This window comes from Streptomyces actinomycinicus (assembly GCF_016741775.1).
In the GTDB taxonomy this organism is placed as follows: Bacteria; Actinomycetota; Actinomycetes; order Streptomycetales; family Streptomycetaceae; genus Streptomyces; species Streptomyces actinomycinicus.
This window is the reverse complement of the sequence record NZ_JAERRK010000001.1, coordinates 359,429-384,413: the sequence shown is the minus strand read 5'-3', so window position 1 is coordinate 384,413 and position 24,985 is coordinate 359,429. Positions and strand designations below refer to the sequence as shown.

The 24,985-nt window shown below is 69.9% G+C and carries 21 protein-coding genes and 2 tRNA genes; 6 read left to right on the top strand and 17 right to left on the bottom strand.

Annotation, left to right across the window (positions count from 1 at the left end):
- Positions 1 to 7 precede the first annotated feature (7 nt).
- From mreC to JK359_RS01730, 6 genes are all read right to left on the bottom strand, one after another.
- On the bottom strand, positions 8 to 946 hold the full coding sequence (gene mreC / locus JK359_RS01755; protein ID WP_201830833.1) for a rod shape-determining protein MreC: 939 nt from the start codon (positions 944 to 946) through the stop codon (positions 8 to 10).
- A 166-nt stretch (positions 947 to 1,112) separates the two neighbouring features.
- The gene (locus JK359_RS01750) at positions 1,113 to 2,132 is read right to left on the bottom strand and encodes a rod shape-determining protein (RefSeq protein WP_031158632.1); all 1,020 of its coding nucleotides are present in this window, start codon (positions 2,130 to 2,132) and stop codon (positions 1,113 to 1,115) included.
- Positions 2,133 to 2,431: 299 nt separating this feature from the next.
- Positions 2,432 to 2,845, bottom strand: coding sequence for a nucleoside-diphosphate kinase (ndk, locus tag JK359_RS01745; protein WP_201830831.1), 414 nt, complete (start codon positions 2,843 to 2,845; stop codon positions 2,432 to 2,434).
- A 66-nt stretch (positions 2,846 to 2,911) separates the two neighbouring features.
- On the bottom strand, positions 2,912 to 3,274 hold the full coding sequence (locus JK359_RS01740; RefSeq protein WP_201830829.1) for a DUF4233 domain-containing protein: 363 nt from the start codon (positions 3,272 to 3,274) through the stop codon (positions 2,912 to 2,914).
- Positions 3,275 to 3,283: 9 nt separating this feature from the next.
- The gene (folC, locus tag JK359_RS01735; protein WP_201830827.1) at positions 3,284 to 4,798 is read right to left on the bottom strand and encodes a bifunctional tetrahydrofolate synthase/dihydrofolate synthase; all 1,515 of its coding nucleotides are present in this window, start codon (positions 4,796 to 4,798) and stop codon (positions 3,284 to 3,286) included.
- Between the two features lie 355 nt (positions 4,799 to 5,153).
- On the bottom strand, positions 5,154 to 7,778 hold the full coding sequence (locus JK359_RS01730) for a valine--tRNA ligase (RefSeq protein WP_201830825.1): 2,625 nt from the start codon (positions 7,776 to 7,778) through the stop codon (positions 5,154 to 5,156).
- Between the two features lie 134 nt (positions 7,779 to 7,912).
- On the opposite strand from JK359_RS01730, the gene JK359_RS01725 reads away from it, so the two are divergent.
- Complete coding sequence (locus tag JK359_RS01725; RefSeq protein ID WP_201830823.1) at positions 7,913 to 8,869, top strand: hypothetical protein; 957 nt, start codon at positions 7,913 to 7,915, stop codon at positions 8,867 to 8,869.
- 71 nt (positions 8,870 to 8,940) lie between these two features.
- Here the strand turns inward: JK359_RS01725 and clpX are convergent, their stop codons facing one another.
- The 5 genes from clpX to JK359_RS01700 form a co-directional block, all read right to left on the bottom strand.
- The gene (gene clpX / locus JK359_RS01720) at positions 8,941 to 10,227 is read right to left on the bottom strand and encodes an ATP-dependent Clp protease ATP-binding subunit ClpX (RefSeq protein ID WP_030648610.1); all 1,287 of its coding nucleotides are present in this window, start codon (positions 10,225 to 10,227) and stop codon (positions 8,941 to 8,943) included.
- A gap of 170 nt (positions 10,228 to 10,397) precedes the next feature.
- Complete coding sequence (locus JK359_RS01715; protein ID WP_201830822.1) at positions 10,398 to 11,063, bottom strand: ATP-dependent Clp protease proteolytic subunit; 666 nt, start codon at positions 11,061 to 11,063, stop codon at positions 10,398 to 10,400.
- A 69-nt stretch (positions 11,064 to 11,132) separates the two neighbouring features.
- A complete protein-coding gene (locus tag JK359_RS01710) occupies positions 11,133 to 11,738 on the bottom strand; it encodes an ATP-dependent Clp protease proteolytic subunit (RefSeq protein ID WP_201831645.1) in 606 nt (201 codons plus the stop codon).
- Between the two features lie 367 nt (positions 11,739 to 12,105).
- Positions 12,106 to 13,476, bottom strand: a complete 1,371-nt coding sequence (gene tig, locus JK359_RS01705) for a trigger factor (protein ID WP_201830821.1) — start codon at positions 13,474 to 13,476, stop codon at positions 12,106 to 12,108.
- Between the two features lie 179 nt (positions 13,477 to 13,655).
- Positions 13,656 to 13,732: transfer RNA gene (locus JK359_RS01700), tRNA-Pro, on the bottom strand.
- 161 nt (positions 13,733 to 13,893) lie between these two features.
- On the opposite strand from JK359_RS01700, the gene JK359_RS01695 reads away from it, so the two are divergent.
- Positions 13,894 to 13,964: transfer RNA gene (locus JK359_RS01695), tRNA-Gly, on the top strand.
- 271 nt (positions 13,965 to 14,235) lie between these two features.
- Here JK359_RS01695 and JK359_RS01690 read toward each other — a convergent pair.
- Positions 14,236 to 14,430: a hypothetical protein gene (locus JK359_RS01690; RefSeq protein WP_030648672.1), complete on the bottom strand. Its 195-nt coding sequence runs from the start codon at positions 14,428 to 14,430 to the stop codon at positions 14,236 to 14,238.
- 531 nt (positions 14,431 to 14,961) lie between these two features.
- On the opposite strand from JK359_RS01690, the gene JK359_RS01685 reads away from it, so the two are divergent.
- The gene (locus tag JK359_RS01685; protein WP_236677120.1) at positions 14,962 to 16,047 is read left to right on the top strand and encodes an acyltransferase family protein; all 1,086 of its coding nucleotides are present in this window, start codon (positions 14,962 to 14,964) and stop codon (positions 16,045 to 16,047) included.
- On the opposite strand, the gene JK359_RS01680 is transcribed toward JK359_RS01685, so the two are convergent.
- Both JK359_RS01680 and JK359_RS01675 read right to left on the bottom strand, forming a co-directional pair.
- Complete coding sequence (locus JK359_RS01680) at positions 16,037 to 16,510, bottom strand: HD domain-containing protein (RefSeq protein WP_201830817.1); 474 nt, start codon at positions 16,508 to 16,510, stop codon at positions 16,037 to 16,039. The genes JK359_RS01685 and JK359_RS01680 overlap by 11 nt on opposite strands.
- 147 nt (positions 16,511 to 16,657) lie before the next feature.
- A complete protein-coding gene (locus JK359_RS01675) occupies positions 16,658 to 17,815 on the bottom strand; it encodes a PP2C family protein-serine/threonine phosphatase (protein ID WP_201830815.1) in 1,158 nt (385 codons plus the stop codon).
- A 161-nt stretch (positions 17,816 to 17,976) separates the two neighbouring features.
- Here JK359_RS01675 and JK359_RS01670 point away from each other — a divergent pair, with 161 nt between their 5' ends.
- Positions 17,977 to 19,218: a GNAT family N-acetyltransferase gene (locus JK359_RS01670; RefSeq protein WP_201830813.1), complete on the top strand. Its 1,242-nt coding sequence runs from the start codon at positions 17,977 to 17,979 to the stop codon at positions 19,216 to 19,218.
- Positions 19,219 to 19,267: 49 nt separating this feature from the next.
- Here the strand turns inward: JK359_RS01670 and JK359_RS01665 are convergent, their stop codons facing one another.
- Both JK359_RS01665 and JK359_RS01660 read right to left on the bottom strand, forming a co-directional pair.
- A complete protein-coding gene (locus JK359_RS01665) occupies positions 19,268 to 20,077 on the bottom strand; it encodes an Fpg/Nei family DNA glycosylase (protein WP_201830812.1) in 810 nt (269 codons plus the stop codon).
- Between the two features lie 314 nt (positions 20,078 to 20,391).
- Positions 20,392 to 20,877, bottom strand: a complete 486-nt coding sequence (locus tag JK359_RS01660) for a ribose-5-phosphate isomerase (RefSeq protein WP_201830811.1) — start codon at positions 20,875 to 20,877, stop codon at positions 20,392 to 20,394.
- 214 nt (positions 20,878 to 21,091) lie between these two features.
- Here JK359_RS01660 and JK359_RS01655 point away from each other — a divergent pair, with 214 nt between their 5' ends.
- A complete protein-coding gene (locus JK359_RS01655; protein ID WP_201830810.1) occupies positions 21,092 to 22,510 on the top strand; it encodes an amino acid permease in 1,419 nt (472 codons plus the stop codon).
- 94 nt (positions 22,511 to 22,604) lie between these two features.
- Here the strand turns inward: JK359_RS01655 and JK359_RS01650 are convergent, their stop codons facing one another.
- Complete coding sequence (locus tag JK359_RS01650; protein WP_201830809.1) at positions 22,605 to 23,186, bottom strand: biotin transporter BioY; 582 nt, start codon at positions 23,184 to 23,186, stop codon at positions 22,605 to 22,607.
- Between the two features lie 424 nt (positions 23,187 to 23,610).
- Here JK359_RS01650 and JK359_RS01645 point away from each other — a divergent pair, with 424 nt between their 5' ends.
- Positions 23,611 to 24,810 carry an ROK family transcriptional regulator gene (locus tag JK359_RS01645; protein WP_201830808.1) on the top strand — a complete coding sequence of 400 codons (1,200 nt, stop codon included), beginning with the start codon at positions 23,611 to 23,613 and terminating at the stop codon, positions 24,808 to 24,810.
- The last annotated feature ends 175 nt before the right edge of the window (positions 24,811 to 24,985 follow it).

Genomic DNA, 24,985 nt, shown 5'->3' with positions numbered 1-24,985 from the left:
CAGGCTCCTACTGCTGCTCGTCGGTGTCGGGGGCGTTCGCCGACGGTGTGACCGTGACGGTGACCGTCGGTGTCGGCACCGGCTTGGGCTTCGCCGGGAGCACGGTGTCCCGCGGGTCGTTCTTGGGTGCCTGCACGACCACGCCGACGATGTCGAGCTTGGTGAAGCTGACGTACGGGGTGACGTAGAGGGTGCGGGTGAGTCCGCCGCCGGAGGGGTCGACCCTGGAGACCACACCGACCGGGACGCCCGGCACGAACGGCCGGTCCGCCTGCGAGCCGAACGTGACCAGTCGGTCGCCCTTCTTCACCTCCGCCTTGCCGTTGAGGAGTTCCACGCGCAGCGGGCGGTCGCCCTGCCCGGAGGCGAAGCCGAGTTCGTCGCCGGCCTCCATGCGGGTGCCGACGGTGAAGTCGGGGTCGTTGGCCAGCAGCACGGTGGCGGTGCTGGGGCCGACGGTGGTGACCCGTCCGACCAGTCCGTCGCCGTTGAGGACGGTCATGTCCCGCTTGATGCCGTCGTCCGCGCCGGCGTCGATGGTGAGGGTCCAGGAGAAGCCCTGGGCCGACCCTATGGCGATGACCTGGGCGCCCTTGATGCCGTACTGGCCGTCGCCGGCGATCTTCAGCACCTTCTCGAGCTGCTTGAGGCGGCTGCGGTTGCGGTCGTCGCTGCCGAGCTTCGCCTTGAGGGCCGCGTTCTCCTTCTCCAGCGCGGCGAGCCGGTCGTGGCGACTGCCGGATTCACGGATCGCGGAGACGGCGTTGCCGACCGGGTCGACCGCGGAGGACAGTCCGTTCTCGACCGGGCCGAACACCGCTGCTGCGGCGTGCCGGGCACCGTCGACGGGGGAATTGCGGCCCCCTCGGATGTCCACCGTGATCAACGCGAACGCGATGGCGACCAGCAGGACCAGGAGCAGCCGGCTCTCTTTCGTGTCCCTCACGTGCGGCGGCCGTGCCCTTCCTCAAGTAGGAATTCGGGGACCCCCTGGAAAACGCGGATGATGCGGCGCAAACCGAAGAGGCCCATTCGGGGGAGCTTATGCCTCTATATCAACGATCCGCCGCACGAGAGGAGAACGTCTCGTACGGCGGAATCGAAGAGTTACGTCATCTGCGCGGCTGGGCGTCCAGGACCTGCTGCAGCGCCTCGAACTCCTCGACGCACTTGCCGGAACCGAGCGCGACGCTGTCCAGCGGGTCCTCGGCGATGTGGATCGGCATGCCGGTCTCCCGCCGCAGCCGCTCGTCGAGCCCGCGCAGCAGGGCTCCGCCGCCGGTCAGAACGATTCCTCGGTCCATGATGTCGCCGGACAGCTCCGGCGGGCACTTGTCGAGGGTCGTCTTGACCGCGTCCACGATCGCGTTGACCGGCTCCTCGATCGCCTTGCGCACCTCGGCGGCCGAGATGACGACGGTCTTCGGCAGCCCGGACACCAGGTCGCGGCCGCGGACTTCGGTGTGCTCGTCGGCGTCGAGGTCGTACGCCGAACCGATCGTGATCTTGATCTGTTCGGCCGTCCGCTCACCCAGCAGGAGGCTGTACTCCTTCTTGATGTACTGGATGATCGCGTTGTCCAGCTCGTCGCCGGCGACGCGGATGGACTGGGCGGTGACGATGCCGCCGAGCGAGATGACCGCGACCTCCGTGGTGCCGCCGCCGATGTCCACCACCATGTTGCCGGTGGCCTCGTGCACCGGCAGACCGGAGCCGATGGCGGCGGCCATGGGCTCTTCGATGATGTGCACCTGACGGGCGCCGGCCTGGGAGGACGCCTCGATGACCGCGCGGCGCTCGACGCCCGTGATGCCGGAGGGCACGCAGACGACGACCCGCGGGCGGGCCAGGTACCGCCGCTTGTGGATCTTCAAGATGAAGTAGCGGAGCATCCGCTCGGTGATCTCGAAGTCGGCGATCACGCCGTCCTTCAGCGGGCGGACGGCCACGATGTTGCCCGGCGTCCGGCCGATCATCTTCTTCGCCTCGGCGCCGACCGCGAGGATCCCACCCGTGTTGGTGTTGATCGCGACGACGGACGGCTCGTTCAGTACGATCCCGCGACCCCTGACGTACACCAGCGTGTTGGCGGTCCCGAGGTCGACAGCCATGTCACGGCCGATGAACGACATTGAGTTCCCCATCCGGATTCATCTGGCCTTCCTGCGCTTTTGAGGGCATGTCAGGTCGGCGAGGCGGGTGCTGTGACGTGAAGGCTTCCATCGTAAACGCGCCTGCACGAACACTGCGCGAGGGTCTCCGCCATTGTCACCAGATGGCGTGCCGCCTCGCTTGTGGAGACGGGCGTTCGGGGACGCTCGTTCCCTCAATCGCCGGTACTCATGCCAGAAAAAGCAGGTCCGGGGGGACGAGCCCCCGGACACTCCGCCGCGGCCCGCGCGTACCGCGCCGGCCGCCGGGCGGCACGCCGTCAGGCGCGGCCCGGGAAGAAGATCTTCACCTCGCGCTCGGCGGACTCCTCGGAGTCGGAGGCGTGGATGAGGTTCTCGCGGACGATCACGCCGTAGTCACCGCGGATCGAGCCCGGCGCGGCGGCGATCGGGTCGGTCGGGCCGGCCAGCTGGCGCACGCCCTCGATGACCCGCTCGCCCTCCACGATCAGGGCGACGACCGGGCCGGAGGACATGAACTCGACCAGCGGCTCGTAGAACGGCTTGCCCACGTGCTCGCCGTAGTGCTGCTCCAGCGTGCCGCGGTCCAGGGTGCGCAGCTCCAGCGCGGTGATCTGCCAGCCGGCCTTGCGCTCGATGCGGCTGATGATCTCGCCGGTCAGGCCTCGACGGACGGCGTCGGGCTTGAGGAGGACGAGGGTGCGCTGGCTCACGGGAGGCTCCTTACGCGACGTACAGGGTGCGGTGGGACGAGGTTACAGGGCGTGTCGGGGCACCTGTTACGCAGCGTCAGCCGTTGAGGAGGAGGACTCGGCCTGGGCCGCGAATCTGGCCTTCGCCTCGTCCACCTTCCTCCCGAAGTGCACCGATGCCCACCACAGCCCCGCGAAGATCGCGCCCATGAAGTACATGGTCGGGACGAAGACGCCGGAGACGATCAGACCGATCTGCAGGGCCCAGCCCAGGGCCACCCCGCCGGGCCGGGTCACCATGCCGCACAGCAGCAGGCACAGCAGCATGGCGATGCCGCTGACCAGCCACACCGTGGTCACGGACAGATCCGGGTCCTTCATGGCGACGAGCCCGGCGAAGCCGATGACGAACAGTTCGCCGATCAGGGTGGATGCACAGAGAGTACGCACGGGAAAACCTCAGCCCTTCCCCAGCAGCAGCCGGGCCTCGCCGACGGTGATGACGGAACCGGTGACCAGCACGCCGCCGCCGGCGAACTCGCCCTCCTCCTCGGCCAGCGTGATCGCGGCCTCCAGGGCGTCCGGCAGCCGCGGTTCGACCTGCACGCGCTCGTCACCGAAGACCTCGACGGCGATCGCCGCCAGCTCGTCCGCGTCCATCGCGCGGTGGCTGGAGTTCTGGGTGACGACGACCTCGGCGAAGATCGGCTCGAAGGCCTCCAGCACGCCCCGCACGTTCTTGTCGCCGCTCGCGCCGACCACGCCGATCAGCCGTGTGAAGTCGAACGCCTCCCGCACGGCCTCGGCGGCGGCCTCGGCGCCCGCCGGGTTGTGCGCGGCGTCCAGGACGACGGTGGGAGACCGCCGTACGACTTCCAGCCGGCCCGGGGACGAGACGGCCGCGAAGGCCTTGCGGACGGTGTCGATGTCCAGCGGCTCCGCGCGCTGGGCGCCGACGCCGAAGAACGCCTCGACGGCGGCGAGGGCGACGGCCGCGTTGTGCGCCTGGTGGGCGCCGTGCAGCGGCAGGTACACCTCGGGGTACTCGCCGCCGAGGCCGCGCAGCGTGAGCAGCTGCCCGCCGAAGGCGACCTGCCGGGCGACGACACCGAACTCCAGTCCCTCGCGGGCCACGGTGGCGTCCACCTCGACGGCCTTCTTCAACAGCACCTGCGCCGCGTCCACCGGCTGCTGGGCCAGGATGACGGTCGCGTCCTGCTTGATGATGCCGCTCTTCTCGACGGCGATCTCCGCGGGGGTGCCGCCGAGCCGGTCGGTGTGGTCGAGATCGATGGGGGTCACGACCGCCACGTCACCGTCGATGACGTTGGTGGCGTCCCAGGAACCGCCCATGCCGACCTCGACCACGGCGACGTCCACGGGGGCGTCCGCGAAGGCCGCGTACGCCATGCCGGTGAGCACCTCGAAGAAGGAGAGCCGGTACTCCTGCTGTCCGTCCACCATCTCGACGTACGGCTTGACGTCCTGGTACGTCTCGACGAACCGCTCGGCGGAGATCGGGGCGCCGTCCAGGCTGATGCGCTCGGTGATCGACTGCACGTGGGGGCTGGTGTAGCGGCCGGTGCGCAGCTCGAAGGCGCCGAGCAGGGACTCGATCATGCGGGCGGTGGAGGTCTTGCCGTTGGTGCCCGTGATGTGGATCGACGGGTACGAGCGCTGGGGCTCACCGAGGACGTCCATCAGCGCGGAGATCCTGCTGACCGAGGGCTCCAGCTTGGTCTCGCCCCAGCGGGTGGCCAGCTCCGCCTCCACCTCGCGCAGGGCGTTGTCGACCTCGGGGTCCTCGGGACGCGCGGGTACGTCGGCCTGCGGCGGGCCGCCCTGGGTGCGGAGGGTGCGGCTGCCTGCCTCGATCACGGCGAGGTCGGGGTCGCGGTCGGTCTCGGCCGCGATGATCTCGTCGAAGGAGTCGAGGGGGTCGGGGGTGTCGCTGGTGCCGGGGTGGTCGCTCACGAGGCCAGTCTACGGAGCGGGCGGGGGCTTCGCGGCGCCGGTACGGGTGGCTTGTACTGCCGTTCGAGTGCGGGTCGCTTGGGCACCGTTCGGGGGGCTCGCCGTTCGGGGGCTTGGTCCGGTCGGGTGGGCGCGGGTTACTGGCGGCCGTTCGGGGTGGGCCGGTCCGGTCGGCGGCTGCGGGTGCGTCGTGGTTCGTCGCGCAGTTCCCCGCGCCCCTTGCGGGGTGGCTTGCGAGCGTCCGGTGGGTGCGGGTGCGTCGTGGTTTGGCGCGCAGTTTCCCGCGCCCCTTGTGGGGCATGCCGAGGCCCCCGGTGCCGTGTGGTGCCGGGGGCCTTCGGTGCCGTGGGGGCGCTTACGCCTGCGGCAGCCGGTCCAGCTGGGACTGGATGCGGGTGATGTCCTCCTCCGCCTTGGACAGGCGCGTGCGGATCTTGTCCACCACGTTGTCCGGGGCCTTCGCCAGGAACGCCTCGTTGCCGAGCTTGGCCGTGGCCTGGGCCTTCTCCTTCTCGGCGGCGGCCAGGTCCTTCGCCAGGCGCTTGCGCTCCGCGGCCACGTCGATCGTGCCGGAGAGGTCGAGGGCGACCTCGGCGCCGGCGATCGGCAGGGTGGCCGTGGCCGTGAAGGCGTCGCCCTCCGGCTGGAGGCGCAGGAGGCTGCGGATGGCGGCCTCGTGCGGGGCGAGGGCCGTACCGTCCAGGGTCAGCCGGGCCGGGACCCGCTGGCCCGGCTGCAGGCCCTGGTCGGCGCGGAATCGGCGGACCTCGGTGATGACCGACTGGAGGGAGGAGATCTCCTGCTCGGCCGCCGGGTCGCGGAAGCCGCTGTCCGCGGGCCACTCGGCGACCACGACCGACTCGCCGCCGGTGAGCGTCGTCCACAGGGTGTCGGTGACGAACGGGACGACCGGGTGCAGCAGCCTGAGCGTGACGTCCAGGACCTCGCCCAGGACCCGCTTGCTGACCTCGGCCGGTTCGCCGCCCGCCTGGAACACGGTCTTGGACAGCTCGACGTACCAGTCGAAGACCTCGTCCCAGGCGAAGTGGTACAGGGCGTCGCTGAGCTTCGCGAACTGGTAGTCCTCGTAGAACGCGTCGACGTCGGCGACGGTCTTGTTGAGGCGGGACAGGATCCACCGGTCGGTGGCCGACATCTGCTCCGGGGCGGGCAGCGGGCCCTCGACGGTCGCGCCGTTCATCAGCGCGAAGCGGGTCGCGTTCCAGATCTTGTTGGCGAAGTTCCGGGACGCCTGGACCCAGTCCTCGCCGATCGGGACGTCGGTGCCGGGGTTGGCGCCGCGGGCCAAGGTGAAGCGGACGGCGTCGGAACCGTACTTGTCCATCCAGTCCAGCGGGTCGACCACGTTACCGAAGGACTTCGACATCTTCTTGCCGCGCTCGTCGCGGACCAGACCCGTCAGCGCGATGGTCTTGAAGGGGACCTCGCCGTCCATCGCGTAGAGGCCGAACATCATCATCCTGGCGACCCAGAAGAAGATGATGTCGTGGCCGGTGAGCAGGACGTCGGTCGAGTAGAACTTCTGCAGGTCCTCGGTCCGCTCGGGCCAGCCGAGCGTGGAGAACGGCCACAGGCCGGAGGAGAACCAGGTGTCCAGGACGTCGGTGTCCTGGCGCCAGCCCTCGCCGGCGGGCGGCTCCTCGTCGGGGCCGACGCAGACGACCTCGCCCTGCGGGCCGTACCAGACCGGAATCCGGTGCCCCCACCACAGCTGGCGCGAGATGCACCAGTCGTGCATGTTGTCGACCCAGTCGAAGTACCGCTTCGACATGTCCTCGGGGTGGATCTTCACCCGGCCGTCGCGGACGGCGTCACCGGCGGCCCGGGCCAGCGGGCCGACCTTGACCCACCACTGCATGGACAGGCGCGGCTCGATCGTGGTGCTGCACCGCGAGCAGTGGCCGACGCTGTGGACGTACGGCCGCTTCTCGGCGACGATCCGGCCCTGCGAGCGCAGCGCGGCGACGATCGCGGAGCGGGCCTCGAAGCGGTCCAGGCCCTGGAAGGGGCCGTGCACGGTGATGACCGCGCGCTCGTCCATGACCGTGATCGACTCCAGGCCGTGGCGCTGGCCGATCGCGAAGTCGTTGGGGTCGTGGGCCGGGGTCACCTTGACGGCGCCCGTGCCGAACTCGGGGTCGACGTGGGTGTCCGCGACGACGGGGATGCTGCGGTCGGTCAGCGGCAGCTTGATGCGCTTGCCGACCAGGTGCTTGTACCGCTCGTCGTCGGGGTGGACGGCGACGGCGGTGTCGCCCAGCATGGTCTCGGCGCGGGTGGTGGCGACGACCAGCGTCTCGTCGCCCTCGCCGTACTTGATGGAGACCAGCTCGCCGTCGTCCTCCTGGTACTCCACCTCGATGTCCGAGATGGCCGTCAGACAGCGCGGGCACCAGTTGATGATGCGCTCGGCGCGGTAGATCAGCTCGTCGTCGTAGAGCTTCTTGAAGATGGTCTGGACGGCCTTGGTGAGGCCCTCGTCCATGGTGAAGCGCTCGCGCGACCAGTCGACGCCGTCACCGAGGCGGCGCATCTGGCCGAGGATCTTGCCGCCGTACTCTTCCTTCCACTGCCAGACACGCTCGACGAACTCCTCGCGGCCCAGGTCGTGGCGGGACTTGCCCTCCTCGGCGAGCTGCTGCTCGACCTTGTTCTGGGTGGCGATGCCGGCGTGGTCCATGCCGGGCAGCCACAGCGCCTCGAAGCCCTGCATGCGCTTGCGGCGGGTGAGGGCGTCCATCAGCGTGTGCTGGAAGGCGTGGCCCAGGTGCAGCGAGCCGGTGACGTTCGGCGGCGGGATGACGATCGTGTACGGCGGCTTGTCGCTCTTCGCGTCCGCCTCGAAGTAACCGCGCTCTACCCAGCGCTCGTACAGCGGCCCCTCTACGTCGGCCGGCGCGTACTGGGTCGGCAGTTCGGAGTCGGGCGCGGGTGGCTGCTGCTGAGCGTTCTCGGTCACGGGGGTCAGTTTAGGGGTGTCACGGCGCGGTCCCGAAACGCGTTTGTTCTGTAACGGTGCGGCCCCCGGTGCCGTGCGGTTCCCGGGCCTGAGCCAGGATGTCAGGAACACATAAGCAGGAGGGGAACCCAGGAATGAGCAACAACCAGCCGGGCCCGTACGGCCAGCAGCCCCAGCAGCCGGGTCCGTACGGCCAGCCGGGGCAGCCTGGGCCGTACGGCCAGCCGGGCCCCTACGGCCAGCAGCCGCAGGCTCCGCAGCCCGGCTACGGCTACCCCCAGCAGGCCCCCGCGGCGCCGCCGCAGCCGGGTTACGGCTACCCGCAGCAGGGTGTGCCGCAGCAGCCGAACCCGTACGGCCAGCAGCCCGGCGGCCCCTACGGCCAGCAGCCGTACAACGTCCCGCACCCGCCGCAGCCGGCCGGGGGGAAGAAGAAGACGGGCCTCATCATCGGCGCGGTGGCCGTGGTCGCCGCCGTGGCGGTCGGCGCGTACTTCGTGCTCAGCGGCAGCAGCAGCGACATCGCGGACGACGGCCCGCACAAGCTGACGACGCCGAACACGGTGCTGACGGAGTACAAGAAGTCCGACAGCGACAGCGGTTCCATGACGGACAGCGACGAGGCCGACGCCAAGAAGTGGGGTGTGCAGGACCCCCATGACGTCAGCGCCGCATACGCGTCGGGGGACCCGGACAATCCGCTGAGCAAGAAGGAGATCAAGTTCGCCGGTGTCTACGGCACCATCGACGACCCCGAGAAGACCGTCGACGCGATGTTCGCGTACTTCGAGTCCGAGTCGCAGAAGGACGGTGGCAAGGAGGCTTCCCTGAAGGGCGAGCCGAAGGAGTACAACCCGGCCTCGCTCAAGGGTGCCGTCCTCAAGTGCCAGCAGGCCTCGGCTCCCACCGGCGCGACCAGCAGCGGTCCGAAGGACGTGACGCTCTCGATCTGCATCTGGGCCGACCACAGCACGCTCGGGTTCGTCATGCCGATGGACTACGCCGGCCTCGTGGCGGGCCGCAGCAATGACCCGGCCGACGACGCCGAGCTGGCCGCCAAGTTCCGCAACGAGGTCCGCGTCAAGGCCTGACGCCGGCGCGGCACGGTACGCGAAGGGGCCCCGGCCGGTCGGCCGGGGCCCCTTGGCGTACATCCCGTGCGTCAGGCCGTCTTCTGCTCCCCGGAGCCCCGTCCCCGTGCGTCCCGCGGGATGAGGGTCGGGTTGACGTTGGAGAGGACCACGTCGGCGGTGATGACCACGCGGGCCACGTCCTTGCGGGACGGGACCTCGTACATCACGCCCTGGAGGACCTCTTCCATGATGGCGCGCAGGCCACGGGCGCCGGTCTGGCGGAGGATGGCCTGGTCGGCGATGGCCTCCAGCGCCTCGCGCTCGAAGTCCAGCTCCACGCCGTCGAGTTCGAACAGGCGCTGGTACTGCTTGACGAGGGCGTTGCGGGGCTCGACCAGGATCTTGAGGAGGGCCTCGCGGTCCAGGTTGTGCACGCTCGTGATCACGGGCAGACGGCCGATGAACTCGGGGATCATGCCGAACTTGACCAGGTCCTCCGGCATGACGTCCTCGAAGACGTCCTTGGACTCCAGCTCCCGCTTGGACAGGATCGTGGCGCCGAAGCCGATGCCCTTGGCGCCGGCGCGGGCCTCGATGATCTTCTCCAGGCCGGCGAAGGCACCGCCCACGATGAACAGGACGTTCGTCGTGTCGATCTGGATGAACTCCTGGTGGGGGTGCTTGCGGCCGCCCTGGGGCGGGACGGAGGCCGTGGTGCCCTCGAGGATCTTCAGCAGGGCCTGCTGGACGCCCTCACCGGAGACGTCACGGGTGATCGACGGGTTCTCGCTCTTGCGGGCGACCTTGTCGATCTCGTCGATGTAGATGATCCCGGTCTCGGCCTTCTTGACGTCGTAGTCCGCCGCCTGGATCAGCTTCAGCAGGATGTTCTCGACGTCCTCGCCGACGTAGCCGGCCTCCGTGAGCGCCGTCGCGTCGGCGATGGCGAACGGGACGTTGAGCATGCGGGCCAGGGTCTGCGCGAGGAGCGTCTTGCCGGAGCCCGTGGGGCCCAGCAGGAGGATGTTGGACTTCGCCAGCTCGATGGCGTCGTCACGGCCGCTCGCGCCGCCGTTCTCGCCCGCCTGGACCCGCTTGTAGTGGTTGTACACCGCGACGGAGAGGGCTTTCTTGGCGGCTTCCTGGCCGACCACGTACCCCTCGAGGAACTCGTAGATCTCGCGGGGCTTGGGCAGCTCCTCCCAGCGCACCTCGCTGGTCTCCGCGAGTTCCTCCTCGATGATCTCGTTGCAGAGATCGATGCATTCGTCGCAGATGTACACACCGGGCCCTGCGATGAGCTTCTTGACCTGCTTCTGGCTCTTGCCACAGAACGAGCACTTGAGCAGATCGCCGCCGTCACCGATGCGTGCCACGGTGTGCTTCCCCTTCGCCTGGGAGACGCCTGGACGTCATGAGTCCAGCGGCTCCTGGTGCTGCCTTATGTCCGACGGTACCTTGCCGGGCCCGGTGTTCGGGCCCCCCTTGGCAGGGTTCACTTTGACGTGCACCGTGCCAAGAGGGGCTCAGAGTGCCCCGTTCCGCGTCAGCGGACCGAAGCGTTGTTCAGCTTGCGGGTGGAGATGATCTGGTCGACGAGGCCGTACTCCAGCGCCTCCTCGGCCGTGAGGATCTTGTCGCGCTCGATGTCCTCGCGGATCTTCTCGAGCGGCTGGTTCGAGTGCTTGGCCAGCATCTGCTCCAGCTGGTCACGCATCCGGGTGAATTCCTTCGCGATGATCTCCAGGTCGGAGAGCTGACCGCGGCCGGTGGAACCCGCCGGCTGGTGGATCAGCACGCGGGAGTTCGGCAGCGCCATGCGCTTGCCCGGGGTGCCGGCGGCGAGCAGGATGGCGGCCGCGGAGGCGGCCTGGCCCATGCAGACCGTCTGGATGTCGGGCTTCACGAACTGCATCGTGTCGTAGATCGCCGTGAGGGCGGTCATGTCGCCACCGGGGCTGTTGATGTAGATCGAGATGTCCCGGTCCGGGTCCATCGACTCCAGGCACAGCAGCTGCGCCATGACGTCGTTGGCCGAGGCGTCGTCGATCTGGACGCCCAGGAAGATCACGCGCTCCTCGAAGAGCTTCGCGTACGGGTCGTACTCGCGGATGCCCTGGGAGGTGCGCTCGACGAAGCGCGGGATGACATAGCGGCTGTCGGGGCGGGGCCCTTCGTACATGCCGCTGGCGGCGCCGGGGAAGTTGCTCATGGGGTGTTCACCGTCCTGGTGGCGTTCTGGGGGCTTGGGTCTCGGCGGTGCGTGGCGTGGCCTGGCCGGTCAGGCACCGGTGCCGCCGCCTCCCGGAACACCCGAGGCGTGCGTGATGATCTCGTCAATGAGACCGTACTCCTTGGCCTCTTCCGGGGTGAACCAGCGGTCGCGGTCGCCGTCGCGGATGATCGCCTCGACCGTCTGGCCGGAGTGCTGCGCGGTCAGCTCCGACATGCGCTTCTTGGTGCGCAGCAGGTACTCGGCCTGGATCTTGATGTCCGAGACCGTGCCACCGAGGCCCGCGGAGCCCTGGTGCATCATGATGTCGGCGTGGGGCAGCGCGAAACGCTTGCCCGGGGCGCCGCCGGTGAGCAGGAACTGGCCCATCGAGGCGGCCATGCCCATGGCGATGGTGACCACGTCGTTCGGGATGTACTGCATGGTGTCGTAGATCGCCATGCCGGCCGTCACCGAACCGCCGGGGCTGTTGATGTAGAGGTAGATGTCCTTGTCCGGGTCGGCGGCAAGGAGCAGCAGCTGCGCGGTGATCTTGTTGGCGATGTCGTCGTCGACCTGCTGACCGAGGAAGATGATCCGCTCGTTGAGCAGCCGGTTGTAGACCTGGTCGCCGAGGCCACCACCGATGGAAGGCTCGCCGGCGGCTGAAGGCATCAGATTCGTCACGTATCCACCTGCTCGTCTTACGACGGCGCCGGGCCGTCTCACGTCGTCCTGCCGGAGGCTTGGCGGGGGCTGTCAGGAGACTCCCCTGCCCCCGTATTCATGGACCCTAACGCTCAGGTCCCTTCGGGGAATCCCGGAGATGGGGGTGTTCGCCGGGGGCGTAGCGCTCACGCGGCGGGCCGGTGCGGTGCACAGGGGTGATGCGGGCGGTCTTCGGACTGCGGGCGCGTTCGGATCGTTCGCACAGTTCCCCGCGCCCCCCGGGGGGCGGCTCACGCCCCTCGGTGCGACGAACGGGCCCCCGGGAGACACTCCCGGGGGCCCGTCCACGCCATTAGAGGCGCCGCGGGGCGGTTCAGCCCTCGGCGTTCTCCTCGGAGGTCTCCGACGCCTCGGCGGCCTCGGTCTCCTCCTCCTCGTCGTCCAGGTCGACGACCTCGCCGTTGGTGTCCTTCACCGTGGCGGCCTCGACCACGACGGCCAGGGCCTTGCCGCGGGCGACCTCGCCGACCAGGAGCGGCACCTGGCCGCCCTCGACGACGGCCTGGGCGAACTGGTCGGGGGACATGCCGGAGGAGGCCGCACGCCGCATGAGGTGCTCGGTCAGCTCCTCCTGGTTGACGTTGAGCTGCTCCTTCTTGACCAGCTCGTCCAGGACGAACTGGGTCTTGATGCCCTTGACCGCGGCCTCGCGGGTCTCGGTGTCGAACTCCTCGGCGGTCTTGCCCTGGATCTCCAGGTACTTGTCGAGGGTGAGGCCCATCTGGCCGAGCTGGTGGTGCTCGAGGTTGTGCTTGCGGGTGTTGATCTCGTCCTCGAGCAGCTTCTCGGGGACCGGGACCTCGACCAGCTCGAGCAGCTTCTCCAGGACGCGCTCCTGCGCCTGGGTGGCCTGGTCGAACTGCTTCATGTTCGCGAGGCGCTTGCGGCTGTCGGCCTTCAGCTCCTCCAGGGTGTCGAACTCGGAGGCGAGCTGCGCGAACTCGTCGTCCAGCTCGGGGAGTTCACGGGCGGCGACCTGGGTGACCTTGACGGTGACCTCGGCCTCCTTGCCCGCGGCGGAGCCGCCCTTCAGCTCGGAGGTGAAGGTGGCCTCCTCGCCGGCCGACTTGCCCTTCACGGCGTCGTCGATGCCGTCCAGCAGCTCACCGGAGCCGATGGTGTAGGAGACACCGTTGGCGATGCCGTCCTCGAGGACCTCGCCCTCGACCTTGGCCTCCAGGTCGATGGTGACGACGTCGCCGTCCTCGGCGGCGCGCTCGACCGGGGAGGTCGACGCGAAGCGCTCGCGGAGCTGCTCGACCGACTTCTCGACGTCCTCGTCGGTGACCTCGACGGCGTCGACCTCGACCTCGATGCCGGAGTAGTCCGGGATCTCCACGGCCGGGCGGACGTCGACCTCGGCGGTGAAGTTCAGCGTCTCGCCGTCCTTCAGCTCGGTGATGTCGACCTCGGGCTGGCCCAGCGGGCTCAGCTCGGCCTCGTTGACCGCCTCGGTGTAGAACTTGGGCAGCGCGTCGTTGACGGCCTCCTCCAGCACCGCACCGCGGCCGAACCGCTGGTCGATGACGCGGGCCGGGATCTTGCCCTTACGGAAGCCCTTCACCGTGACCTGCTGGTTGATCTTCTTGTACGCCGCGTCGAGGCTGTCCTTGAGCTCCTCGAAGGGCACCTCGACAGTGAGCCGAACCCGGGTCGGGTTCAGGGTCTCCACGGCGCTCTTCACGGTTCGGTCTCCTTGTGGCTGACTGCTTGGGTTCTGCCGGAGCCAGACTGGTCCGGCGGATTTCGCCGCCCGGAGGAGTTCGTAGGCCGAGTGGGCCGGGACACACGGGCGCGCAGCTTGCATAGTAACCGCAGCCGGTCAGCGCCCCAAAAGGCGATCATCACGACGTCGTGAGCCGGTGGTCGGGGTGGCGGGATTTGAACCCACGGCCTTCCGCTCCCAAAGCGGACGCGCTACCAAGCTGCGCCACACCCCGTTCGGTGCGACACGTAGGCTACATGCCCGGGCCCCGCGCGTCGGCCGCATTCCCGGAGGGGGCACGGAGGACGGCCCCGGGACCCGATTCGTTGGCCTCGGCGGCGGGCGACCCGCTACGATGCCTCCAGTGCCGCGGTCGCCGACCTGCGGCGCAGTGTTGCGGGCGTAGCTCAATGGTAGAGCCCTAGTCTTCCAAACTAGCTACGCGGGTTCGATTCCCGTCGCCCGCTCTGGATGCCGAAGGCCCAGGTGAGAGGTGGTTTCCCCTCCCTGGGCCTTCGGCGTTCCCCGGGGCCCTTCAGCCCTCGTGGGCCCGCCGTGCCCCCGGCGTGTCTCGGCACCCCGGCAGGAGTGCGCGTCTTCACACCCCCGGCGGAGTGCACGTCTCCGCACCCCCGGCGCAGGAGTGTGTGTCTCCGCACCCCCGGCGCAGGAGTGTGTGTCTCCGCACCCGGCAAGAGTGGTTGAAACGGCAATCAGCTCTGCTGCCCGACTCGCCGGTCAGAACCTGATCGAGTTGATCGACTCGGCTATCGAGTTCAGGAAGCGATTGATCGACGGGGCCATGCCTGTCGAGGCCAGGAAGAAACCGAAGAGGATGGCGACGATGGCGGGGCCGGCCTTGATGTTCCCCCCTCGGATCAGCACCACCAGGATGATCGCCAACAGCAGCACCACAGACAGTGAAATGGCCACACTGATCACACCCTCGGTCGGTCCGCTCTCCCGGCCCGGAGGTACGGCCACGCACCCCCGCCAGAACCATCGTGCCACCAACCCGGCCGCCCCATGCGGCCCGTGACACAACGTCGGATGACGACCCGGCGCGGGCGATGCCCCGTACAGCATTTCGAGCAGCCGCCCGCACATGACTCGACGAGAAATTGCCCGGCTTCGTTTCCGTGCCCACACATCATGTGCGCAGCTAATTCGAATTGATGACACCGAGGCGTCGTATGCCCCAATTAGTCAGGATGAATCGGGACATCACGGGTGAACGAACGACGTCTGTGTGCGCACCATCACGTGGACACGGGTGGCAAGTTCTGTAAATCAGCGGGTACCCGAAGGCGATAACCAGGAATGACTGCGGGGGTTTTACGAAATCCCGCAGACGACGCTAGGGTGCCTGAGATGTTTGAAGCCGCCTCGTCCCCCGGCCAGAACCGCAGGCCGCTCCCCCCGGCACAGCCGCCGGCGAACGGAGTGCCCGGTCCGCGTACCCCGATGAGTGCGCAGAAGGGGCAGTCGGAGGCGGACAGACCCGGCAGACAACGCGATGCGTTCTTCGACAACGCCAAGTACCTGGCCATCGCGCTCGTCGCGATGGGGCACGCCTGGGAACCGCTGAAGGGCGACAGCCGGATCCTGGAGGGCGCGTACAGCGTCGTGTACACCTTCCACATGCCGGCGTTCATCATCATCTCCGGCTTCTTCTCACGCAGCTTCGACATGCGCCCGGACCGGCTGAAGCGGCTGATCACCGGGGTCGCCGTGCCGTACGTCCTGTTCGAGACGGCGTACCCGCTCTTCAAGAACCTCGTCACCGGCTCGCACGAGGAGATCAGCCTCCTCGATCCCTGGTATCTCACCTGGTTCCTGGTCGCGTTGTTCGTCTGGCGGATGACCACGCCCCTGTGGAAGACGGTGCGCTGGCCGCTGCCCCTGGCCCTCGGCCTGGCCATGCTGGCGACCGTCACCCCGAACATCGGTGACGACCTCGATCTCCAGCGGGTCCTGCAGTTCCTGCCGTACTTCGTCCTCGGGCTGTGCATGAAGCCCGAGCACTTCCACCTGGTGCGCCGCCGCTCGGTGCGGATCGCCTCGGTGCCGGTGTTCGCGACGGCGCTGGCGGTCGGCTGGTGGGCGGTGCCGCGGATGAACACCGCGTGGTTCTACCACCGCGACTCCGCACAGGAACTGGGTGCCCCGTGGTGGTGCGGCCCGGTGATGACGCTCGCGATGATGGGCTGCTCGCTGGTGCTGACGGCCTGCTTCTTCGCCTGGGTGCCGCGCCGGCGGATGTGGTTCACCGCGCTCGGCGCGGGCACGCTCTACGGCTACCTGCTGCACGGCTTCCTGGTGAAGTTCGGCGACTACCGCGGCTGGTTCGAGCACCCCTGGCTGCACCGCCCGCTCGGCGAGATCCTGGTGACCGTGCTGGCCGCGGCCGCCGTCACCGCGCTGTGCACCCGGCCCGTGCAGCGGATCTTCCGCTTCGCGATGGAGCCGAAGATGGCGTGGGCGTTCAAGCAGGACGCGGCCGAACTGGCCCGCGAGCGGCAGAAGCAGCGGGAGACGGTCAGCGTCTAGCCGGCTCCGGCTCGGGGCCCTGTTCCAGACCGAGAAGTGCGCGCATGCGGGCGTACTTCTCGGTCAGTCGTTTCCGGGTGGGCTCGTCCAGCACCGCGAGGCGCCGGGGATCGGCGTTGTGCGCCAGGTCGGCCTCCTTCACCAGCAGCGCGCCCGGGGTGGTGAGGATCCGGCGCGCGTAGGCCTCCGGCGGCTCCCCCGGCCGTTTGGTGAGGGCGCGCACGACGGCCTTGGTCCGCGCCGAGAGCGCGGCCGCCTCCAGCCACTCCTCGCTCAGCGCGTCGTCCTCCACGGAGTCGTGCAGCCAGGCCGCGGCGATCTGCTCGGCGTCGCCGCCGCGCACGCGCACGCCCCGGGCGACGGCCGCGAGGTGCTCGGCGTACGGCCGGCCCGCCTTGTCGGTCTGCCCCTGATGGGCGGCGCGCGCGAGGGTCTCGACCTGGGCGAGGGTGAGGTGGGTCATGCCCTCAGTGTCGGGGCTGACGGGGGGCGACGTCAGGCCCTCCGGCAGACGGCTCCGGGCCGGGCGGTGGTTCGGGGTCAGGCCCGGCGGCGGGTCGGGGGGCAGGCCCGGCGGTGGCTCGGCGCCGGGCCGGGCGGTGGGGCGGGGTCAGGCCGGGCGGCAGATCAGGAGCAGGGCCCGGTCGTCGTTGACGTCCTTGGCCACCGCCTCGATGAGGTGCCAGGCGGCGCCGTGGAAGCCGCCTGCGACATAGCGGTCGGCCTCGCCGGTGAGACGGTCGATGCCCTCCACGATGTCGCGGTCGGAGGTTTCCACCAGTCCGTCCGTGAACAGCATCAACACGTCCCCGGGCCGGAGCGAGCCCTTCACGGGGTCGAACTGGGCGCCGTCGTACACACCGAGCAGCGGGCCCTCGGCGGCCTTCTCCTCCCAGCGTCCGCTGCCCGCACTGAGCTGCAGCCCCGGGGGGTGGCCGGCGGAATACAGCTCGTAGTCCCCGGAGTCAAGGTCCAGGACCAGGTGGATGGAGGTGGCGAAGCCCTCGTCCCAGTCCTGGCGGAGCAGATAGCCGTTGGCGGCCGGGAGGAAGGCGTGCGGCGGCAGGGAGCCGAGCAGGCCGCCGAAGGCGCCGGACAGCAGCAGGGCGCGCGAGCCCGCGTCCATGCCCTTGCCGGACACGTCCGTGAGGACCACCTCCAGGGTCCGGCCGCCGTTCGTACGGGACGCGACGACGAAGTCACCCGAGAAGGACTGCCCGCCCGCCGGCCGCAGCGCCATCTCGTGGTGCCAGCCCTGCGGCAGCTTCGGCAGTTTGCTCTGCACCCGGATCCGCTCGCGCAGGTCGAAGAGCATGGTGCCGCCGCGCCGCCAGGGCACACCGACCCGGCTGCGGAACTGCGCGGTCAGCAGTCCGAAGAAACCGCACGCGGCGACCACCAGGACCACGCCGGGGGTGACCCGGGAGGGGCCTTCGGTGTACGGGCCGAGCCGCACCGACTCCACGATCAGCGCGGTGGCCGCAGCCGCGTACAGGCCGAGCAGGCTGGCCGGGCGCAGCACCAGGCCGCCCGCCACGATCGGCAGCACCAGCGTGGCCGGGGAGCACCACACCGAGTCGACGAGCGTCACGGCCGCGAGGAGCGGGACGGTCAGCAGCAGTCCGGCGAAGGCGATCCAGTCCGAGCCGTCGCCGCGGAAGTAGTCCACGGCGCTTCTGCGCAGGCCGACGCGGACCCGGTGCCACTGCATCTTCCACCGGGCCGTGAGTGTCTCGGCCTTCGAGCGCCGTTGTCGTCCTGCTGCCATTAGTCCGGGACCCTATCCAGCGGACCGGCCGCTTGGCACGGGAGGCCCCACTTGTCCCCCGTGCGAGGCTCCGCTTCGTGGTCCGGGACGGGATCCGCCGGCGCTCTCCGCCCGGGAGAAATTCACTGGCTCGTCCCCCAATGCCCTGATACTCATGGCACATGGGGACTGACCACGGGACCGAGCTGAAATTGCTGCGCCCGGAAGAGTTCGACCGGTGGTGGGACCACCTGTACCGCGCTTTCGGCGGCGGTCCGGCCTCCACCGAAGAGCGCGAACTGGACAAATCCGTCACCGAGTTCGACCGCTCCCTGGCCGTGTGGGACGGGGACGTGATGGTCGGCACGTCCGGGGCGTTCAGCTTCCGGATGTCCGTGCCGGGCGGGGCCGTGGTGCCCACCGCCGGCGTGACGATGGTGAGCGTGGCCGCGACGCACCGGCGGCGCGGAGTCCTGACCGCGATGATGCGGCGGCTGGTGGACGACGCGCACGCCGCGGGCGAACCGCTGGCGGCGCTGTTCGCCTCCGAGCCCGCGATCTATGGCCGCTTCGGGTTCGGCGCGGCCACCTTCCAGCTCAGCGCGGAGATCGACACCGGCCGGGTCGCGCTGGAACTGCCCGCGGGCACCGACGAGGTGCGCGTGCGCTACGCGGCGCCGGCCGAGGTGCTGGACGAGTGCGAGGCGGTGTACGCGGCCCTGGTGCCCCTGCGCCCCGGCATGCTCGCCCGGCAGCCCGGCTGGGAGCGGGCCGCCCTGCTCGACCCGGAGAGCGAGCGGGACGGGGCGTCGGCCCTGCAGTGCGTCGTCGCCGAGCGGGACGGCCGGATCACCGGGTACGCGCGCTTCCGCACGAAGACCGGCTGGGGTCCGAGCGGGCACGACGGCACGGTGTCGCTGGCGGATCTGGCCGCGCTGGACCCGGTCACCGAGGCTGCGCTGTGGCGCTTCCTGTTCGGGATCGACCTGATGACGACGCTGCGGCTGCGGGGCCGGCCGGTCGACGAGGCCTGGCAGCACCAGGTCTCCGACATCCGCCGCTGTCTGCCGCGGCTGCGGGACGCCGGGCACATCCGGCTCGTGGACGTGGGCGCGGCCCTGTCGGCGCGCACCTACGTGGCACCGGTGGACGTCGTGTTCGAGGTCGAGGACGCCTTCTGCCCCTGGAACGCGGGGCGCTGGCGGCTGACGGGCGATGCGAAGGGGGCGTCCTGCGAGCGTACGACCGACGCGGCCGACGTCGCCCTCTCGGCGCGGGAGCTGGGTGCGGCCTACCTCGGCGGGGTGACCCTGCTGTCGCTGGCGGCGGCCGGGCGGGTACGGGAGCTGCGGCCGGGGACGCTCACCGAGGCGTCGGTGGGGTTCGGCTCACCGGTGGCCCCGTGGCTGTCCCACGGCTTCTAGGGCTTTTCGCGACCCCGGCACGATCCGAAAGAGAGGCGCTGGCACCCGCTCAGGACCGCTGGCAGCCGGGGCACCAGAAGAGGTTGCGGGCGGCGAGGTCCGCGGTGCGGATGCCGCCGCCGCAGATGTGGCAGGGCATGTTCGCGCGGCGGTAGACGTACACCTCGCCGCCGTGGTCGTCCACGCGGGGCGGGCGGCCCATCGCCTCCGGGGTGTGCTCGGGGCGGACGGTGTCGATCCGGTTGTTCCGCACGCCTTCGCGCATCAGTGCGACCAGGTCGGTCCAGAGGGCGTCCCACTCGGCCGGGGTGACGTCCCGGCCCGCGCGGTACGGGTCGATGCCGTGCCGGAAGAGGACCTCGGCGCGGTAGACGTTGCCGACGCCGGCGACGATCTTCTGGTCCATGAGCAGCGCGGCGATGGTCGTACGGCTGCGGGAGATCCTCCCGTACGCGACGGCCGGGTCGGCGTCCGTACGCAGCGGGTCGGGGCCGAGCCGGTCGTGGACGGCCTGCTTCTCGGCGTCCGTGATCAGGGCGCAGGTGGTGGGGCCGCGGAGGTCGACGTACGACGTGGTGTTCGCGAGCCGGAGGCGGACGGTGTCCGTCGGCGGGGGCGCGGGGGCGTCACCGAAGCCGACCTTGCCGAAGAGGCCGAGGTGGATGTGGACCCAGTCGGTGTCCCGGAACCCCAGGAAGAGGTGTTTGCCGTGGGCTTCGGTGGCGGTCAGCTCGGTACGGTCCAGGAGGGCGGCGGCGTCGGAGAACTTGCCCTGGGGGCTGGTGACGCGGGTGGGCCGCCCCGAGAAGCGCTCGGCGTAGTCCCGGGCCAGCCGGTGGATGGTGTGCCCTTCCGGCAAGGCGGAGGTGTCCTTTCCTGACGCCCCGCCCACCGCCCACCCGACTCGGTGGGCCGAGAAATGAACGAGGGAACCGAGCCGACCGGCCGGACTTTCCGGCTGACCGGGCCCCACCGGCCCGACATCCCCGCCGTCCGGGCCGGGCGGCGGGGGACGAGGGCCCAGGGGCGGGGCCGAGGCTGGAGCCGTGGCCGGAGGCGGGGCCGTGCCCGGAGGCGGGGCCGTGCCCGGAGGCGGGGCCGTGCCCGGAGGCGGGGCCGTCGCCCCCGGGGGTGGGCCTTTCGGCCGAGCCGGGCGGCAGGGCCGGTGGTGGGCTACTGCTGCGGGTGGTGCGCCGGGATCGGCGGCAGGTCGCCCGTCGTCTCGTACGCCGCCAGCATGTCGATGCGACGCACGTGCCGCTCGTCGCCGGAGAACGGCGTGTTGAGGAAGACCTCGACGAACTTGGTCGCCTCCTCCGTGCTGTGCATCCGCGCACCCACGGCCACCACGTTGGCGTCGTTGTGCTGACGCCCGAGCGCCGCCGTCTCCTCGCTCCAGGCCAGCGCCGCGCGCACACCCTTCACCTTGTTCGCGGCGATCTGCTCACCGTTGCCGGAGCCACCGATGACGATGCCGAGGGCCTCCGGGTCCGCGGCCGCCTTCTCCGCCGCACGGAGGCAGAACGGCGGGTAGTCGTCCTGGGCGTCATAGATGAGCGGCCCGCAGTCGACGGGCTCGTGCCCGGCGGCCTTCAGCCACTCGACGAGGTGGTTCTTGAGTTCGTAGCCCGCATGGTCGGAGCCGAGATACACGCGCATGCAACGAGTGTGACACGGCTGTTTCAGGGCAGCAGCCCCGGGTGCCGGCGCATAAATGACCTTGAAATCTGTGAGCCAGGCCATAGATCCTCAAGAAAACCTCAAGTAACGATCCGGATTCAGAGGTTCCCCAATCCGTTCGCCTCGGATTCACTGGACCGACTCGTACACCGCTCGTACGGGAAGCTCTACCTGGCGCAAAGGAAATCCGTCCATGACCCCTGGTTCGGGCCTTCAAGCAGGACTCAAGAACCGCCATCTGTCGATGATCGCGATCGGTGGCGTCATCGGAGCCGGCCTCTTCGTCGGTTCCAAGGCCGGTATCGCCACCGCGGGCCCCGGCATTCTTCTGTCCTATGCCCTCGTCGGCACGCTCGTCGTGCTGGTGATGCGGATGCTCGGTGAAATGTCCGCCGCGAATCCGACCTCCGGCTCCTTCTCCGCGCACGCCGACCGTGCGCTCGGCCGCTGGGCCGGTTTCTCCATCGGCTGGCTCTACTGGTTCTTCTGGGTCGTCGTGCTCGCCGTAGAGGCGACCGCCGGTGCCCAGATCCTCGAGGGCTGGATCCCAGACATCCCGCAGTGGGGCTGGGCGCTCATCGTGATGATCGTGCTGACCGCGACCAACCTGGTCTCCGTCGGCTCCTACGGCGAGTTCGAGTTCTGGTTCGCCGGTATCAAGGTCGTGGCGATCGGTGCGTTCATCGTCGTCGGCCTGCTCGCCGTGTTCGGCGTGCTCCCGGGCGTGGACGCCGAGAAGGCCTCCTTCTCCAACCTCACCTCGCACGGCGGATTCCTGCCGCACGGTCCGGGCGCGATCCTCACCGGTGTGCTGCTGGTCGTCTTCTCCTTCATGGGCAGTGAGATCGCCACCCTGGCGGCCGGCGAGTCCGAGGACCCGCAGCGGGCGGTCACCAAGTCCACCAACAGCATCATCTGGCGGATCGGCGTCTTCTACCTGGGCTCGATCCTGGTCGTGGTCTCGCTGCTGCCGTGGGACGACAAGTCCATCGCGAAGGACGGCTCCTACGTCGCCGCGCTGGACTCGCTGGGCATCGCGCACGCCGGTGAGATCATGAACTTCATCGTGCTGACCTCGGTGCTGTCCTGCCTCAACTCCGGCATGTACACGGCTTCCCGCATGGCCTTCTCGCTCGGTGAGCGCGGCGACGCGCCCAAGGCGTTCGCACGGGTCAACAGCCGGGGCGTGCCGATGACGGCGATCCTCGCGTCGGTCGTGTTCGGCTTCGTCGCCGTCTTCTTCAACTACCTGTCCCCGGACAAGATCTTCCTGTTCCTCGTCAACTCCTCCGGCGCGGTGGCCCTGTTCGTGTGGCTGGTCATCTGCTTCTCGCAGCTGCGGATGCGGAAGATCCTCCAGCGCGAGGCCCCGGAGAAGCTCGTCGTGAAGATGTGGCTGTACCCGTACCTGACGTGGGCGACGGCCCTGATGATCGTGGGCGTCCTGGTCTACATGCTGTTCGACACCGAGCACGACGGCCGGGAGACCGTGCTGCTGTCGCTGATGGTCGCGGCGGTCGTGCTGGCGATCGCGTTCGTCAAGCAGAAGCTCACGCCGAGCCGGCCGGCCCCGGCGGCCGAGGCCCCGGCCGACAAGGTGTCCGTCGGCTGATCCGGACCCAGTAGCGGCATGGCCGCATGATCTGACGGAATCTGTCAGATCATGCGGCCATGTTGCGTTCCGCGGCGCACGCGCCGTACGGCGGTCAGCGCTTGCCGGCGAGCTTCCAGGCGGCGGGCAGGGCGCCCATCGCGAGGGCGGCCTTGAGGGCGTCGCCGATCAGGAACGGGGTGAGGCCGGCCGCGATCGCCTGGGAGGCGGACAGGTGGGCGGCGAGGGCGAGGTAGGGGACGCCGACCGCGTAGATGACGGCCTCGCCGAGGAGCATCGTGCCGGCCATGCGCAGCGGGGAGCGGTCGGCGCCGCGGCGGGCCAGGGCGCCCACGGCCGCGGAGGCGAGCAGCATGCCGATGACGTAGCCGAAGGAGACCATGCCCGCGCCGGATTCACCCTGCGCGAACCACGGCACGCCGGCCACACCGGCGACCGCGTAGAGGGCGAGGGAGAGGAAGCCGCGGCGGGCGCCGAGGGCGGTGCCGACGAGGAGCGCGGCGAAGGTCTGGCCGGTCACCGGCACCGGGGAGCCGGGCACCGGGACCGACAGCTGGGCCGCGAGACCGGTGAGCGCGGCGCCGCCGACGACGCGGGCGACGTCGCGGACGCGGGACGCCGGCAGCAGGTCGGCGAGGACTGCACCGGGGCGGGTGGTGACGGTGGCGGTGCTCATGGGGACTCCGCGGGTGACGGGAACATGTTGGGACACGGCGACGCTATCCCAGCCCGGTCGAGCCGATCACCGTCAGCGCTCGACAAAGGGCGCGACAACGGCTTGGTGGGCTCTGGACAAAGAGTGCTGGTTACACCGGCCCGAGCGTGACGCTGATCACGGAGGCAGGGACGTTTCGCTCACTCGCCGCGGTCTCGACGGACTGTGGAGTTCCACCAAACGAATCCTAGTGCTCTGGTGGGATTCACCTCTGCTGGCATACCCTTCCGGCCATGGCCGCCCAGTCCCGGTACTTCACCTCGCGTCGCTATGTGGACCTGCGACGCCAGGGCACGGCCACCTGTCGCCGTCCCGGGTAGGGGCAGGCTCCGGCACGCCCCTGTCCTCCGTGACGTGTCGGCCCTGTTCCCGAGGACGGTTCTCCATGCCCCGTACCACGGCATCCACCCTTTCCTCCCCCGTTCCGCGTGCCGCCGACAGCGACCGGCGGCGCACCAGCGCCAGCGTCGTGCTGCGGTCCGTGCTGGAGCACGGTCCGGTCGCGCGCAGCACCATCGCGCGGCTGACCGGCCTGTCGCCCGCCTCCGTGACGGAGCACTGTGCCCGGCTCACCGGCCTCGGTCTGATCCGGGAGTCCGCCGCACCCCGCCGCTCGGGCGGGGTCGGCCGGCCGCACGTCCCCGTCGACCTGGACGACACCCGGTTCCTGGTCGCCGGGGTGCATGTGGCGGTGCCGTACACCACGGTCGCCCTGCTGGACCTGCGCGGCCGGGTGGTCGGCCGGCGGGAGCTGAAGCACGAACGGACCGACCCCGGCTGGGTGCTGGCGCGGGCCGCCGAAGGGCTCGCGGGGCTGCTCGCCGGGGCACCGGGCCGGCGTCCGCTGGGGGTCGGGGTGGCGGTGGGCGGCTGGGTGGACCGGGAGACGGGCACCGTGGTCGAACACGAGCTGCTGGGCTGGCGGGAGGTGCCGGTACGGGAACTGCTCGGCGCGCGCACGGGCCTGCCGGTCCAGGTGGACGGGCATGCGCGGGCGCTGGTGAACGGGGAGCGGCTGTTCGGGCGGGCCCGGGGCAGCCGCAGTCTGCTGCATCTGTTCGTGGGCAATGTGGTCGACGCCGCCTTCGCCACCCATGACGAGGTGCACCACGGGCCGCGCTCGGCGGCCGGCGCCATCGCCCACCTGCCGGTTCCGGGGGGAGGCGAGCCGTGCCCGTGCGGCCGCCGCGGCTGCCTGCAGGTGGAGCTGAGCGAGCGGACGTTGTGCCGGCGGGCCCGGGCGGCCGGGGTCGCCGGCTCGGCCAATCCGATGCAGGTGGTGGCCGCGGCGCAGGCCGGGGACGCGGTGGCCCGGCGGCTGCTGGTGGAGCGGTCCCGCGCGACCGGGCGGGCCGCACGGCTGCTGCTGGACGTGCTCAACCCGGAGACGGTGGTCGTGACCGAGGTGGGCGTCATGCACTTCGAGGACTGCCTCGCCGCCCTGCGGGAAGCCGTCGGCACGGCGCGCCCGGCGGGTGTCCTCCCGACCAGTTTTCCGGATTCCGTGCTGGCGGTGGCGGGCGGATCAGTGGTGCTGGACACGCTGTTCCGGGACCCGTTGGGCGCATCACCTGATGATATTTAATTCAGAAACTCGGAATGTTGACAGGAAGCACTCATGGCCAGGAACATGCTGGTCATGAGCCTCCTCACCAGCTGTCGCACCTTCTGTTGCTGACATATTGCCGCGCATGAAGCGCGTGTTTCCTGCTGCGTGAGTTTTCTTCCTCCGGCCTGTTCTTCCCGGAATCCTTCCTGCC